Here is a 14228-nt window from a genome sequence, read left to right on the forward strand (position 1 = left end):
AACATTTTTTTAACCATTCAAAAAATCTGATAAAAATACAGAAATTGTGCTAGAAAATAAATTTTCATTACAAAAGGCATAATAAAAAAATCCTTGCAAAGATTGACTTCGCCAAGGATTTTTAAGTTTAAAATAGATTAAAAGACAATATCTTTAGTTGTTTATGGAATAAGGAAGAGATTCAATTTTCAGAACAGTTTCATCTTCTGGTAAACGGAAATGAACCTCCTCTTCTAAATCATTATTCATCACCACGTGTAACCATAAAACGCCGTCAAAATTGACCGCACTTACGATCGTACCGGTTTTACGCCAAGCTGTTTCTAACTGCATTTCTATTTCGCTACCGATTTTCGGTGTAACCGTGGTTTCCCCAGAAAGCACATACATTGCACGTTTATTGGCGCCACGATATTTGGCTCGTGCGACAGTTTCTTGTCCGATATAACAGCCTTTAGTAAAAGAAATCGCTTGTTCAATCGCTTGTAGATTTAATGCCTGCGGGATAAATTCATTTTGTGTTTCCGCACTCAAGCTTGGTAAGCCCGCTTGAATATCCGCACAAAGCCATTGTTTTTCATCACCATTAAAAGTGGCATCTAACGGTGTAGGATTGATCAAAATTGCACGGTTTTCATCAATATCTAATTGAATCTGCGCGTGAATTCGACCGCACTTTTCACCAATCAAGCCGACAATTTGCCAATCCAATACTTGAAAGGTCACTTTTGAAAACACCGCATATTTTTTTAAATGATCGAGTGGAGCTAATAAAGCTTTCGGCATTAAAATCAAAAACTGCTCTGCTGAAAGCTTAATTAAGCGGAATAACGAATTCATTTTTCCTTTAGGATCGCAATGCGCTGTAAGCGTTGAAGCGCCAGCTGCTAAATGCACCACATCACAAGTTAATTGGCCTTGCAGATATTTCTCCGCATCCACGCCCGCCACTTCCACCAAATCATAGTGGTTTAATGAAATAAATGTTGCCATGATTTTTCCTATTCAAGGTTTTGAATTTGCTCACGCATTTGTTCGATTAATACTTTTAATTCCACGGCAGAAGCGGTAATATCGGCATTAATGGATTTTGATGCTAAAGTGTTAGATTCACGATTCAGCTCTTGCATCATAAAATCCAGTTTACGTCCCACTGCCCCACCTTTTTTCAAGATATTATTGGTTTCTTTCACGTGCATTTGCAGACGATCTAATTCTTCCGCCACATCCACACGTTGCGCCAATAAAATCATTTCTTGTTCGACACGTTGTGGATCTAGTTGAATCTTCGCTTCTTCAAAACGTTGTAATAAACGCTCACGCTGCCATTGTAAAACCGCCGGCATTTGTGACCGCACTTTTTCAGCTTCTACCGTAATACCATCAAGACGTTGTTGAATAATGGCTTGCAATTTTTCGCCTTCACGTCCACGCATTGCAATAAATTCCACCAACAACTCATCAAAAGCTGTCAACAAATCTTGACTGATGGCATCTAAATCTTGCTCAGTCGCTTCCACCACACCGGGATAACGCAATACATCCGTTAAATTGATTTCGCCCTCGCCAGTTTGCGACTTAATCCATTGTAAAGATTGAATAACTTGATTCGCTAATTCTTTATTTAAATTGAGCTCAGCCGTCGCTTGTTTTTTGCTATCAATACGTAACGAACATTCAATTTTACCGCGAGTGAGATTTTGACGAAGTTTCTCACGCAAAGCATTTTCCAAACCGCGAAATTGCTCTGGCAAGCGGAAAAAGTTTTCCAAATAACGTTGGTTAACCGAACGAATTTCCCAAACTGCATCGCCCCAATCCTTCTTGATTTCAAGGCGTGCAAAGGCTGTCATACTATAAATCATAAGCGCTCTCCTACTATTGTCTCTTGTCTTAATTGATTTGCCGGCTATTTTATCGGGAAAGTGCGGTCATTTCTACCGTACATTTTGTAGAAGAATTTTGTTTCTCCTACTTTACACACTGTAAAGATTAAAATACAATCATCGTAAATTTATTATTACAATCTAAGGAAGATAAAATGAACAAGACAGTGGGAAGTACCTTACTTGTTGCAGGAACCATGATTGGGGCGGGGATGTTGGCAATGCCACTCACCTCTGCAGGAATTGGCTTAACTGCGACTGTTTTCTTATTACTTGGTTTGTGGGCAGTGCTTACTTTCACCGCACTTTTATTCGTGGAACTGTATCAAACTGCCGACAGCGATGCGGGGATCGGCACACTTGCTGCACAATATTTTGGTAAAGCAGGGCGAATTATTTCCACCGCTGTTTTAATTGTCTTTTTATATGCCTTGATTGCTGCTTATGTGAGTGGTGGCGGTTCCTTATTAATGGATTTACTCCCAGCCATGGGCGATAAAGACACCATGAATAAAATCGCGGTGCTTGTATTCACCATTTTCTTCGGTAGTTTTATTGTCATCGGCACCCACAGCGTGGATAAGATTAATCGCGTATTATTCTTTGTGATGATTGCTGCTTTTATCTTAGTGCTCGCATTAATGCTACCGAACATCAAATTTGATAACTTAATGGCGATGCCAATTGATAACGCTTTAATTATTTCTGCAAGCCCTGTATTTTTCACGGCATTTGGTTTCCATGGTTCCATTCCAAGTTTAAATAAATACTTAAACGGTAATGTGAAATCCTTACGCATTGCGATTTTAGTGGGTTCTGGCATCACGTTATTTGCTTACTTTTTATGGCAGCTTTCTACGCACGGCTTACTCAGCCAAAATGAGTTTTTACAAATTTTACGTGAAGACGCCACGTTAAATGGCTTGGTGAAAGCAACCTTAGAAATCACCCAAAGCCCAATTATTGCGAATGCGGTAAAAACCTTCTCCACTTTAGCATTGGTCACTTCATTCTTAGGGGTGGCATTAGGTTTATTAGAATGTATCGAAGACTTACTCAAACAATCTTTTGATATTCATGCAGGGCGTATTTCATTAGGTTTAATGACCTTTATTCCCCCAGTGCTTTTCTCCCTTTTCTATCCGGAAGGTTTTATTCTCGCTCTGGGTTATGCTGGTCAAATGTTCGCGTTCTACGCAGTGGTTTTACCGGTAGCATTAGTTTGGAAAGCACGCTCAATTCATCCAAACTTGCCATATCGGGTATGGGGCGGTAAAGCATTGCTAGTACTTGTATTGGTACTCGGTGTAATTATTACTTCGATTCCTTTTGCTATCCGAGCAGGTTATTTACCTTTTGTTGTCGGTTAAAATGAGCGAAAAAAAGACCGCACTTTTAAGGTGCGGTCTTTTTTATTTGTTTTCATATACATGTGCCACTAACTGACCATTCAAGTATTCGCCAATATACACTTGCTCAATCGTCATGTTCTGTTTTTCTAACTCAGCTTTAACCCATTCTTCATCACGATCAATAATTTCTAAAACATCATTATCTAATTGTCCATCAATAATTAATGGATAACGTAAATCATCATCACCGTATCGAATAATCGAAAGTTGTCCATTTTGTTCAAATACCGCACGTTTAACCGTTTTGATTTCATAAATACCGGCAGCACGTAACTTAAACATGAGGTCATTAGCAGTAATACTGTTTTTCATACATTCAGCAGTTTTTACCTTGCCGTTTGAAATCACCCAAACAGGTTTACCATCAATCAAAGATTTAACTAATTTGTTATGATTTTTGATAAAACGGAGGGTAAAAACCAATAATGTCCAAAGCACGAGCACGAGAGAGAACTGGAATACCCCAATACTATCGCTATAAATCACACCACCAATAATGCCACCTAGCACATAGTTTTGTACCTGATCCATCGCGGAGGTCGGCGCGAGGTTGCCTTTGCCCATTAAGTTAATTTGGAGTACCAGTCCAATAATACCCATGGCCAATTTCAAGCCTAATAATGTGTAGCCATCCATTATTTATCCTCCTTATCAATCACAGTAACATTAGGGTTTACTAAGTTAATTGGGGATAAGGTATACGCTGAGAAATCATTATTAAAATGGACTTCGAAATACTGATCCCGAATATTTAAAATCATGCCGTTCATTAATGTACGGCTATTGGTACTAATATCTTCTTTCTGTAAATTTTGACTATCTTTCACCGAATTTAAAAATGTCACCACGCTAGAGATATCAGCTGCATAGACTTCATTTCGCTCATATTGCTTATATTGCACACCGAGCAAGAAAATAATTAATAAAAGAAAGATAATACTGAGATCGCGATATTTGGTTTGTAACCGATGACGTAAATATAAGCTTGTCACCACAAGCAATGCACCTAACGAGACAAAAATGGTGATATATTTAAAATAACCTTCAAAAGACATCGCATTTTCTAAAAAAGCAAAAGAGAAAAAAGTCATTTGTCATTCCTAATTTTAAAGAGAAAAACAGGTTGCTACTGTAGCACAACGAAAACTGACTAGCTATTTTTATCACAGAAATTAAATTCGTTTTTCCGAAAAATCCCTTTTATAATGACCGCACTTTTGAAATAAAAAAGAGAAAAATATGAAAGCAATTCAGCCCGAAGATCAGGGATATTGGCTGCTCACCAAAGGATCGACGCTTTATTGGCAGGAAAATGATCTGCCTTTTGGAACAGCAAAGGAACTCGGCCTCACAACGCAAAAAGCAATGTTGCTCGGGAAATGGAAATCACAATCTTTATGGCTTGTGGCAGAAAATGATCAAGATGAACGAGAATACCTTTCCTTACGGAGTTTGTTGTCATTACCGACTGAAGATTTTCATTTATTAAGCCGAGGCGTGGAAATCAATCATTTTTTGAAAACCCACCAATTCTGCGGAAAGTGCGGTCAAAAAGCGGAACAAACCCACGATGAGCTTGCGGTTCAATGCACAAGTTGCGGCTATCGTACTTACCCCGTTATTTGCCCTTCGATTATTGTCGCCGTTCGTCGTGGCACAGAGATTTTATTAGCCAACCATAAACGCCATTACACGCCAGGCAAAGCTGGCATTTACACCACGCTAGCCGGTTTTGTAGAAGTGGGTGAAACCTTCGAAAATGCGGTTCGTCGCGAAGTCTTTGAAGAAACGGGTATTCGCATTAAAAATATTCGCTATTTCGGTAGCCAACCTTGGGCATTCCCGAATTCACAAATGGTGGGCTTTTTAGCTGATTACGACAGCGGGGAAATTCAACTGCAAGAAACAGAACTGCATGATGCACAATGGTTTTCTAGCGCTGCCCCCTTGCCAGAATTACCGCCAACAGGTACTATCGCACTCAAATTAATTAATGCTACGCTTGAGCTTTGCAAAGCGGAACAAAATAAATAAAGGAAAGTCCATGTCTGAATTAAAAAATGATCGTTATTTAAAAGCCTTATTACGTGAACCAGTGGATATGACCCCCGTATGGATGATGCGCCAAGCAGGACGCTATTTGCCTGAATATAAAGCAACACGTGCAGAAGCAGGCGATTTTATGTCTCTTTGCCGCAATGCAGATTTAGCTTGTGAAGTTACCTTACAGCCACTTCGTCGCTATGCTTTAGACGCAGCTATTTTGTTCTCAGATATTCTGACTATTCCTGATGCAATGGGCTTAGGCTTAAGTTTTGGTGCAGGTGAAGGCCCGAAATTTGCTAATCCAATTGAAAACAAAAGTGCGGTCGAAAATTTACCGATTCCTGACCCTGAAGGCGAACTTCAATATGTGATGAATGCTGTGCGCACAATTCGTCGCGAACTAAAAGGCAAAGTGCCACTGATTGGTTTCTCTGGTAGCCCGTGGACACTGGCAACGTATATGGTTGAAGGTGGTAGCAGCAAAACCTTCAATAAAATCAAAAAAATGATGTATGCCGAACCGCAAACTTTGCATCTTTTATTAGATAAAGTGGCGGATTCCGTCATTTTATACTTAAATGCTCAAATCAAAGCTGGCGCACAAGCAGTCATGGTGTTTGATACCTGGGGGGGTGTATTAGGTCATCGTGAATATTTAGACTTCTCTCTGCAATATATGCATAAAATCGTTGATGGTTTAATTCGTGAACACGATGGTCGTAAAGTACCGGTAACCTTATTTACTAAAGGCGGCGGGTTATGGTTAGAAGCTATGGCTAATACAGGCTGTGATGCGCTAGGATTAGACTGGACAGTTAATTTGGCTGATGCGAAAGCGCGTGTGGGTCATAAAGTGGCGCTACAAGGCAATATGGATCCAAGTGTGTTATATGCACCTGCAGAGCGTATTGAGCAAGAAGTGCGGTCAATTTTATCCGATTTTGGTCAAGGCAGCGGACATGTATTTAACTTAGGTCATGGAATCCACCAAGATGTGCCAGAAAGTGCACCAAAAATCTTCGTGGATGCCATTCATAAATTCTCAAAAGCCTATCATAAATAAGCGAGAAAAAAATGCGAAATCCAATTCACAAGCGCCTTGAAAATGTTGAAAGCTGGCAACATCTGACCTTTATGGCTTGCTTATGCGAACGCATGGCACCGAACTTTGCCCTGTTTTGTCAAATGACCGAACAGGAGCAAGCAGAAAAGACTTATCACAACATTTTAAATTTAGTGTGGGAATTTCTAACCGTTAAAGGGGCGAAAATCAATTTCGAAAACCAATTAGAGAAGCTCGAAGAGATTATTCCTGATGTGAATGATTATGACTTCTTTGGTGTGGTACCCGCTCTCGATGCTTGTGAAGCGTTAGGTGAATTATCGCATGCCATTATCGCTGGCGAGACGCTCGAAAAAGCGATTCAAATCAGCCAAATTTCGTTAGGTACGGTTTGTTCTTTGTTAGAGACACAAGAAAATCGTGATCTTTCTGAGAGCGAACTAAAAAGCCGTGAAGAAATTGAAGAAGAACTTGACCTTCAATGGCAAATCTATCGCTTACTCAAAGACTGTGAAAAACGTGATGTTGACTTGATTTTATCCCTCCGTAACGAGATCAAACAGGAGGGAATCTCCAATATTGGTATAAAAATTGAGCAATAACGTGAGATTTGTCACAATTTTTACAAATCGAGCTTTTATTTCCCGCTAAGTTAGATTAGACTTTGCCAAGCCGTAGCAGTTAAAAGCTACGCTTATTTGAATAGAGTCAAATTTTAATTTAACAGAAGGTACAAATTTATGAACAAAACAGATTTAATCGATGCAATTGCAAGTGCAGCTGAATTAAACAAAAAACAAGCTAAAGCTGCATTAGAAGCAACTTTAGAAGCTATCACTGGTAGCCTTAAAAAAGGTGAACCTGTACAATTAATCGGTTTCGGTACATTCAAAGTAAACCAACGTGCTGCACGTACTGGCCGTAATCCACAAACTGGTGCAGAAATCAAAATCGCAGCATCTAAAGTTCCAGCATTCGTATCTGGTAAAGCATTAAAAGACGCAATCAAATAATTGATCTTAAAACAGATTTTAATTGAACCCTGCTTTGTCAGGGTTTTTTGTTGCCTAAATTTTAGCTTTACAATCATCATTTTGCCGATATAATTCCGAACCGAAACTTATTATGGGATATAAATAATGAAACGAAACATTCAACACCGAAATACCCAACAGCGCAGACATGCCATCATGCAACTGCTGCAAGAACAAGGTGAAGTCAGTGTAGAACAGCTAGTACAATTATTTGACACTTCTGAAGTGACGATTCGAAAAGATCTCACTGCATTAGAAAGTAATGGTTTCCTTCTTCGTAAATACGGTGGTGCCATTTTAATGCCACAAGAAATCATCGAAGAAGAACAAGAGGATGAACTTTCGCAACGAAAGTTAGTCTTAGCAAAAGCAGCCGCAGAACGTATTCGTGATCACAATCGCATTATTGTAGATAGTGGCAACACGACCGCAGCATTGATTAAGCAGCTTAATCGTAAACAAGGCTTGGTTGTGATGACGAATTCGCTTTCGGTGGCCACCGCATTACGTTCACTCGAAAATGAACCGACACTCTTAATGACGGGAGGCACTTGGGACACGCGTTCTGAATCCTTCCAAGGTAATATTGCCGAGCAAGTGCTACGTTCTTATGACTTTGACCAATTATTTATTGGTGCCGATGGCATTGATTTAGAACGTGGTACAACAACATTTAATGAGTTGGTTCGCTTAAGCCAAGTGATGGCTGAAGTGTCTCGTGAAGTGATTGTGATGGTGGAATCACAAAAAATTGGCAGAAAAATGCCAAATGTGGAATTAACCTGGCAGCAAATTGATGTGTTGATTACAGATAACAAATTATCTCAAGCCGATAAAGAAGCCATAATGGCGCAAGGAGTAGAAGTAATTTGTGTGGATGTGGCATAAAGTGCGGTCAGAAAAACAAGACTTTTAATTTTAGTAAATAAGGAAAAACTATGTGTGGTATTGTTGGTGCGGTAGCACAACGTGATGTAGCAGAAATTTTAATTAATGGTTTACACCGCTTAGAGTATCGTGGTTATGACTCTGCGGGTGTTGCTGTTGTGGATCCAAACCATGAATTACACCGCGTACGCTGCTTGGGTAAAGTAAAAGCCCTTGATGAAGCCGTTGCAGTAAAACCATTAATCGGTGGTACAGGGATTGCTCACACGCGTTGGGCAACTCATGGTGAACCGTCTGAAGCTAATGCTCATCCGCATACTTCAGGTAACTTTGCTGTTGTACATAATGGCATTATCGAAAATCACGAAGAATTACGTGAATTACTTAAATCACGTGGTTATGTGTTTAATTCTCAAACTGATACCGAAGTAATTGCTCACCTTGTTGAATGGGAAATGCGTACAGCCTCTACTCTGCTTGAAGCCGTACAAAGAACTGTAAAACAACTTACTGGTGCATACGGCATGGTGGTATTAGATCGCGAACATCCAGAACATTTAGTTGCAGCGCGTTCAGGCAGCCCATTAGTAATTGGTTTAGGGATTGGTGAAAATTTCCTGGCATCTGACCAACTCGCGTTATTAAGCGTGACTCGTCGTTTCATCTATTTAGAAGAAGGCGACATTGCTGAAATTACACGTCGCACTGTAGATATTTACGATGCAAATGGTCAAAAAGTAGAACGTGAAGTGCACGAATCTAACCTTGAAAATGATGCAGCAGAAAAAGGCAAATTCCGCCATTTCATGCAAAAAGAAATCTATGAGCAACCAAATGCATTAATCAACACCATGGAAGGTCGTATCCTTCACAATAACGTGATTGTGGATGCTATTGGTAATGGTGCAGCTGAAATTTTAGAAAAAGTTGAACACATTCAAATTGTGGCTTGTGGTACCTCTTATAATGCAGGGATGACCGCTCGTTACTGGTTTGAAGCGCTTGCTGGCGTGAGCTGTGATGTCGAAATCGCGTCTGAATTCCGCTATCGCAAATTTGTCACTCGCCCAAATAGCTTGTTAGTAACCATCTCTCAATCAGGTGAAACGGCAGATACTCTTGCCGCACTTCGTTTGGCAAAAGAAAAAGGTTACATGGCTGCCTTAACAATCTGTAACGTATCAAGTTCATCTTTAGTACGTGAATCGGATCTTGCATTCATGACTCGTGCTGGCGTTGAAGTCGGTGTGGCATCAACCAAAGCATTTACCACTCAGTTGGCTGCATTATTAATGTTAGTAACTGCAATTGGCAAAGTAAAAGGCAATATCTCAAACGAACAAGAAGTGGAAATTGTAAAAGCGTTACAATCACTTCCGGCTGAAGTTGAAAAAGCCCTTGCATTTGATAAAGATATCGAAGCATTAGCAGAAGACTTCGCAGAGAAAAACCATGCACTTTTCTTAGGTCGTGGTGAGTTCTACCCTATCGCAATGGAAGCTTCATTGAAATTAAAAGAAATTTCTTATATCCATGCTGAAGCTTATGCGGCAGGTGAATTAAAACACGGTCCATTAGCCTTAATCGATGCAGACATGCCGGTTATCGTGGTCGCACCAAATAATGAATTACTTGAAAAAGTGAAATCAAACATTGAAGAGGTACGTGCTCGTGGTGGTCAGCTTTATGTGTTCGCTGATAAAGAAGCAGGCTTCACACCAAGCGAAGGCATGAAAATTATCACCATGCCAAAAGTGAATGAAATTATTGCACCAATTTTCTACACCGTTCCTATGCAATTATTGTCATACCATGTAGCATTAATTAAAGGAACCGACGTGGATCAACCTCGTAACTTAGCAAAATCGGTAACCGTAGAATAAAGTGCGGTTGAAAATCAGCACGTTTTAATACAAAAAAGCACAGGTTTAATCCTGTGCTTTTTGTTTAAATAAACCGATAACCGTTTTCTGTCACTTCCAAAATTGAGGCATAATCCTTTCGCCAATCGCCTAACACAATTCGCGTGTATGTTTCTTCCTGATGAATGGCTTCTCGATGTGTATGACCGTGAATTAACCGATTAACGCCAAATTCTTTTACGGTTTGTGCCGTAAACGCTAAATTCACATCCATGATATCCAGCGACTTATATTGCTTATCTTGTTTACTCTTCGCGCGAATTTTCTCTGCAATTTTTAACCGCACTTTTAATGGCAAACATAAAAACAGCCTTTGTCGCCAATTTTGATGCACTTTTCGGCGAAATTGCTGATATTTCACATCATCAATACATAAGGTATCGCCATGACAAATTAAGGTTTTCACACCATAAAGATCAACACAATGATAGTCAGGCAATAACGTTAAACCACAGTCTTGTGCAAATTTTTTCCCGACGAGAAAATCTCGATTGCCATGAATGAAATAACAAGCAATGTCCTTTTCTGTCAGGTTTTTAATCAACTGTTTGACTTGTGAGATTAAAGGTGAAGTTTCATCATCACCAATCCAAAAATCAAAAAGATCCCCCAAAATATAAACCGCTTGGGCTTCTTGTGCTTTGTTTTGCATAAAATCGTTAAAAAGTGCGGTTAATTCTGGATGCGTTTCGCTCAAATGAAGATCTGCAATAAAATAAATGGGTTTCATAACTATTCCGTCATTTTTTTCATTAGATTAGCACACATTTTTGTGTAATTTGCTATACTTTCCAAAAATTTTAATTAGGTATTTTCTATGTTAAAAATCGCCAGAATTCTCATCGTTGCACTTTGTTGTATTTTAATTTGTGTGCTCGGTACGATCTATTCCTTTATTCGTTTTAAAAATCCAAGTAATGTGGGCGTTATGGCTCGCTGGTTTGGTCGTTTATACCCTTTATTTGGCTTAGAAGTAGAACACCGCTTTCCACAAAATAAAGAGAATATGCCGCGTTGTATTTATATCGGTAACCACCAAAATAATTTCGATATGGTGACCATCTCTTATATGGTATTACCTCGTACGGTAAGTGTAGGTAAAAAAAGCCTAATTTGGATTCCTTTTTTCGGCATTTTATATTGGGTAACCGGCAATATTTTCCTAGATCGTGAAAATCGTTCTAAAGCACACAGCACCATGACTGAACTTGCTCGTCGTATCAATAAAGACAACCTGTCAATTTGGATGTTCCCTGAAGGTACACGTAGCCGTGGTCGTGGTTTATTGCCATTCAAAACAGGGGCATTCCATGCAGCGATTGCAGCTGGCGTACCAATCGTGCCTGTTGTGTGTTCGACGACGCATAACAAAATTGATTTAAATCGTTGGGATAACGGTAAAGTGATTTGTGAAATGATGGAGCCAATTGATGTGTCATCCTACACAAAAGACAATGTACGCGAACTCGCTTCTTACTGCCACGATTTGATGGAAAAACGCATCGCTGAACTCGATGCTGAAATTGCACAAGGAAAATAATATGTTGCGTCTTTCTCGTCGCCAATTATTAAAAACTACCGCAATTTCAACCGCACTTGCTGCTACACCTCAATCGGTATTAGCAGCATCCCGTGAAAAATTAACTATTCCTCCGTTAATGGAAGCGAAACGTGGTCGTCCCATTATTCTTAATATGGAAGAAACCGGCTACAAATTAGATGGCTCCCATAGTGTCAGTGTGTGGGGTTTTAACGGCAATTATCTTGGATCCACTATTCGCATCAAATCGGGTTCTTTTGCAAAACTCAATTATCACAACAATTTGCCACAAAGCATTGCTCTCTCTATTCAGGGATTACAAGCCAGTGGCGAATTATTTGGTGGCGCGGCAAAAGTCCTCAAAAAAGGAGAATCTTGGGCACCCATTATCCCAATAGACCAACCTGCCGCGACTTGTTGGTACCGTTCTGCCACCCTTGCGAACTCGGCGTATCAAACCTATCGCGGCATTGTGGGAATGTGGTTAATTGAAGATGATCAAAGCCTAAAATCACAACTTCCTCATAAATATGGCGTGGACGATATTCCATTAATCTTACAAGACATGGAATTTAACGGTGACGGATTACAATTATTTAAGCAAAATCAACCGCACTTTGTCGGTAATCGTCTTCTCGTTAATGGACAAGAAGCACCTTATCTTGATGTTCCTCGCGGTTGGGTACGTTTACGTTTACTCAACGCCTCATTAGCAAGAGCCTATGATTTCCGTTTAGATAACGAACAAGACATGTTGCTCATTGCGAGGGATTTAGGTTTTTTACCTCAAGGTAAAGCGATTAATTCTCTCATTCTTGCACCGGGTGAACGTGCCGAAGTGTTAGTCAACTTAAGCGAAGGAGAAGGCGTATCGCTTATCTCTGGGGCCAAACGTGGCTTCTTCGACAAAATCAAAAATGTGTTCAGTTCAGGTAATGATTTTGCAGATAACACCGTTTTAGAACTTCGACCACAAGGTGACATCTCTGCATTCAGCAAAAAAATGAATGAGCAATTTAATACTGATGCCACGGCTATGCTAGAAAGTAAAATCGCCCAAGAACGTACCTTTGAATTGGATGTAACTAACGGCTTAATCAACAAACAACGCTTTGACCCGCGTCGTGTTGATGTTTCGGCTAAAGTAGGTACTGTCGAACGTTGGGTCATCAACAGCTCGCTACCTGTCGGCTTCACCATTCAAGGCGCTAAATTTGTTATTGAAAGCCAAGATGATGTTAACGTCGATGCGTCGGAACTTGCTTGGAAAGACACGGTTTGGGTGAAAAAGAAAGTACAAATTTTAGTAAAATTTGAACAACCTTCGTCAAATACTCATCCATTCTTATTTGGTTCATCCAATTTAATGCTGGCAGATATGGGCTGCCTTGGTATAATGCTTGTTCAATAAAATAATCATATAAAAGGAATCTAACATGAAAAAAATCTTCACTTTATCTTTAATCACTACTATGTTTTCAGCTGGTGCATTGGCTACAGCTCCAGAAGCAAAGGATACATCTAAAGAAAAGGCAAATGAGCCATCGATTTATCTTTCTGTTTTTGATAAAACACAAGACCCATCTCCAGATTTACTAAAAAAAGAAACCTCTCGCTCAAAAAAAACAGAGAATGTATGTTGGGTAGCAACAGGTAATTTTGGTAAAAAAGCGACAGTAAGCGAAACTTTTAAGGCTCAAGCTAAAATCGAATTTACAAGCATAATTGAAAATGCCAAAGTCGTTTCATCACCTAATAAAAAACTCCATACCATCACTTATACCAGACCAACTATTGATAATGGTAAGTATATGATGAACTGCTGGGCATTCGACCGCCGAGATCCAATCGGCAAATATGTGCTGACTGTAAAAATTGGTAAACATGAATTTGAAAAACAAGTTTTCTACGTGACTGAGTAATTAAACGACCGCACTTATATGTGTGCTCTTTTAAGACTAAAGCAAAAGACCGTCTGAGATTCAATTTTCAGACGGTCTTTCTTTTCTCTGTTTTACGGCTGATAATTAACCCATTCATCATTCAAGGAGCAAACCATGCGCCAAGCACAACAAATCTTTGATTATGCAGCTAATCAATATGCGACGCAGCCGGAATATCTTTGGGAAAAAGATCCAGAATATGCCATCTTGCGCCATGGTAATACCAAAGGGAAATGGTATGCACTTATTGGCAAAATCAGCAAAATGAAACTTGGCTTAAAAGAAGAAGGAGAGACTGATTTTATCAATCTCAAATGTCCACCCGATATGGTGAGTATTTTGCGACAATCACCTAATTTCTTACCCGCCTACCACATGAACAAAACTCACTGGCTAACGATTGTGTTAGATCATGGCGTAGAAACCGAAGAAATCTTCAAATTATTGGATTGGAGCTACGACTTAACAAAGTAGGAGAATTTAAAAACACCTAA

General features: G+C 39.6%; 16 protein-coding genes. 11 read left to right on the top strand and 5 right to left on the bottom strand.

All coding sequences use genetic code 11. The features are described from left to right. Positions 1–153 precede the first annotated feature (153 nt). Together A9500_RS08875 and A9500_RS08880 are read right to left on the bottom strand one after the other, a co-directional pair. Complete coding sequence (locus tag A9500_RS08875) at positions 154–993, bottom strand: folate-binding protein YgfZ (protein WP_049374754.1); 840 nt, start codon at positions 991–993, stop codon at positions 154–156. Positions 994–1001: 8 nt separating this feature from the next. Then, positions 1002–1865 (bottom strand): YicC/YloC family endoribonuclease, encoded by an 864-nt coding sequence (locus tag A9500_RS08880; protein WP_049374753.1) that lies wholly within the window; start codon positions 1863–1865, stop codon positions 1002–1004. Between the two features lie 176 nt (positions 1866–2041). On the opposite strand from A9500_RS08880, the gene A9500_RS08885 reads away from it, so the two are divergent. Continuing rightward, positions 2042–3256: an aromatic amino acid transporter gene (locus A9500_RS08885; protein WP_054419035.1), complete on the top strand. Its 1215-nt coding sequence runs from the start codon at positions 2042–2044 to the stop codon at positions 3254–3256. A gap of 42 nt (positions 3257–3298) precedes the next feature. On the opposite strand, the gene A9500_RS08890 is transcribed toward A9500_RS08885, so the two are convergent. Beyond that, positions 3299–3934 carry a DUF421 domain-containing protein gene (locus tag A9500_RS08890; protein ID WP_065244654.1) on the bottom strand — a complete coding sequence of 212 codons (636 nt, stop codon included), beginning with the start codon at positions 3932–3934 and terminating at the stop codon, positions 3299–3301. Continuing rightward, positions 3934–4389 (bottom strand): DUF3290 family protein, encoded by a 456-nt coding sequence (locus A9500_RS08895; RefSeq protein ID WP_065244655.1) that lies wholly within the window; start codon positions 4387–4389, stop codon positions 3934–3936. The genes A9500_RS08890 and A9500_RS08895 overlap by 1 nt, the downstream gene beginning before the upstream one ends. 148 nt (positions 4390–4537) lie before the next feature. Here A9500_RS08895 and nudC point away from each other — a divergent pair, with 148 nt between their 5' ends. The 6 genes from nudC (at position 4538) to glmS (ending at position 10212) form a co-directional block, all read left to right on the top strand. Next, positions 4538–5332: an NAD(+) diphosphatase gene (gene nudC / locus A9500_RS08900; protein ID WP_065244656.1), complete on the top strand. Its 795-nt coding sequence runs from the start codon at positions 4538–4540 to the stop codon at positions 5330–5332. 10 nt (positions 5333–5342) lie between these two features. Beyond that, on the top strand, positions 5343–6407 hold the full coding sequence (gene hemE, locus A9500_RS08905) for a uroporphyrinogen decarboxylase (RefSeq protein ID WP_065244657.1): 1065 nt from the start codon (positions 5343–5345) through the stop codon (positions 6405–6407). Between the two features lie 11 nt (positions 6408–6418). Continuing rightward, the gene (locus tag A9500_RS08910; protein WP_065244658.1) at positions 6419–7009 is read left to right on the top strand and encodes a YjaG family protein; all 591 of its coding nucleotides are present in this window, start codon (positions 6419–6421) and stop codon (positions 7007–7009) included. Between the two features lie 138 nt (positions 7010–7147). Further along, positions 7148–7420, top strand: coding sequence for an HU family DNA-binding protein (locus A9500_RS08915; RefSeq protein ID WP_049374749.1), 273 nt, complete (start codon positions 7148–7150; stop codon positions 7418–7420). 126 nt (positions 7421–7546) lie between these two features. Then, entirely contained in the window at positions 7547–8329 is a 783-nt protein-coding gene (locus A9500_RS08920; protein WP_065244659.1) for a DeoR/GlpR family DNA-binding transcription regulator, read from the top strand. A gap of 50 nt (positions 8330–8379) precedes the next feature. Next, positions 8380–10212, top strand: a complete 1833-nt coding sequence (gene glmS, locus A9500_RS08925; RefSeq protein ID WP_065244660.1) for a glutamine--fructose-6-phosphate transaminase (isomerizing) — start codon at positions 8380–8382, stop codon at positions 10210–10212. 64 nt (positions 10213–10276) lie between these two features. Here glmS and lpxH read toward each other — a convergent pair whose 3' ends face one another. Beyond that, the gene (lpxH, locus tag A9500_RS08930; RefSeq protein ID WP_065244661.1) at positions 10277–10981 is read right to left on the bottom strand and encodes a UDP-2,3-diacylglucosamine diphosphatase; all 705 of its coding nucleotides are present in this window, start codon (positions 10979–10981) and stop codon (positions 10277–10279) included. Between the two features lie 87 nt (positions 10982–11068). Between lpxH and A9500_RS08935 the strand changes: the two genes are divergently transcribed. The 4 genes from A9500_RS08935 to A9500_RS08950 all read left to right on the top strand — a co-directional run bounded on the left by A9500_RS08935 (position 11069) and on the right by A9500_RS08950 (position 14208). Further along, entirely contained in the window at positions 11069–11791 is a 723-nt protein-coding gene (locus A9500_RS08935; RefSeq protein WP_065244662.1) for a 1-acylglycerol-3-phosphate O-acyltransferase, read from the top strand. Position 11792: 1 nt separating this feature from the next. Next, positions 11793–13202 (top strand): multicopper oxidase domain-containing protein, encoded by a 1410-nt coding sequence (locus A9500_RS08940; protein WP_065244663.1) that lies wholly within the window; start codon positions 11793–11795, stop codon positions 13200–13202. A gap of 25 nt (positions 13203–13227) precedes the next feature. Then, on the top strand, positions 13228–13713 hold the full coding sequence (locus A9500_RS08945; protein ID WP_065244664.1) for a hypothetical protein: 486 nt from the start codon (positions 13228–13230) through the stop codon (positions 13711–13713). A 135-nt stretch (positions 13714–13848) separates the two neighbouring features. Then, on the top strand, positions 13849–14208 hold the full coding sequence (locus A9500_RS08950; protein ID WP_065244665.1) for an MmcQ/YjbR family DNA-binding protein: 360 nt from the start codon (positions 13849–13851) through the stop codon (positions 14206–14208). The last annotated feature ends 20 nt before the right edge of the window (positions 14209–14228 follow it).

It is taken from the genome of Haemophilus sp. CCUG 60358 (assembly GCF_001679485.1).
Lineage (GTDB): Bacteria > Pseudomonadota > Gammaproteobacteria > Enterobacterales > Pasteurellaceae > Haemophilus_D.

Coding starts and splice junctions, on each gene's coding strand:
- A9500_RS08875 (WP_049374754.1), bottom strand. CDS start 993: ATGGCAACATTTATTTCATTAAACCACTATGATTTGGTGGAAGTGGCG.
- A9500_RS08880 (WP_049374753.1), bottom strand. CDS start 1,865: ATGATTTATAGTATGACAGCCTTTGCACGCCTTGAAATCAAGAAGGAT.
- A9500_RS08885 (WP_054419035.1), top strand. CDS start 2,042: ATGAACAAGACAGTGGGAAGTACCTTACTTGTTGCAGGAACCATGATT.
- A9500_RS08890 (WP_065244654.1), bottom strand. CDS start 3,934: ATGGATGGCTACACATTATTAGGCTTGAAATTGGCCATGGGTATTATT.
- A9500_RS08895 (WP_065244655.1), bottom strand. CDS start 4,389: ATGACTTTTTTCTCTTTTGCTTTTTTAGAAAATGCGATGTCTTTTGAA.
- nudC (WP_065244656.1), top strand. CDS start 4,538: ATGAAAGCAATTCAGCCCGAAGATCAGGGATATTGGCTGCTCACCAAA.
- hemE (WP_065244657.1), top strand. CDS start 5,343: ATGTCTGAATTAAAAAATGATCGTTATTTAAAAGCCTTATTACGTGAA.
- A9500_RS08910 (WP_065244658.1), top strand. CDS start 6,419: ATGCGAAATCCAATTCACAAGCGCCTTGAAAATGTTGAAAGCTGGCAA.
- A9500_RS08915 (WP_049374749.1), top strand. CDS start 7,148: ATGAACAAAACAGATTTAATCGATGCAATTGCAAGTGCAGCTGAATTA.
- A9500_RS08920 (WP_065244659.1), top strand. CDS start 7,547: ATGAAACGAAACATTCAACACCGAAATACCCAACAGCGCAGACATGCC.
- glmS (WP_065244660.1), top strand. CDS start 8,380: ATGTGTGGTATTGTTGGTGCGGTAGCACAACGTGATGTAGCAGAAATT.
- lpxH (WP_065244661.1), bottom strand. CDS start 10,981: ATGAAACCCATTTATTTTATTGCAGATCTTCATTTGAGCGAAACGCAT.
- A9500_RS08935 (WP_065244662.1), top strand. CDS start 11,069: ATGTTAAAAATCGCCAGAATTCTCATCGTTGCACTTTGTTGTATTTTA.
- A9500_RS08940 (WP_065244663.1), top strand. CDS start 11,793: ATGTTGCGTCTTTCTCGTCGCCAATTATTAAAAACTACCGCAATTTCA.
- A9500_RS08945 (WP_065244664.1), top strand. CDS start 13,228: ATGAAAAAAATCTTCACTTTATCTTTAATCACTACTATGTTTTCAGCT.
- A9500_RS08950 (WP_065244665.1), top strand. CDS start 13,849: ATGCGCCAAGCACAACAAATCTTTGATTATGCAGCTAATCAATATGCG.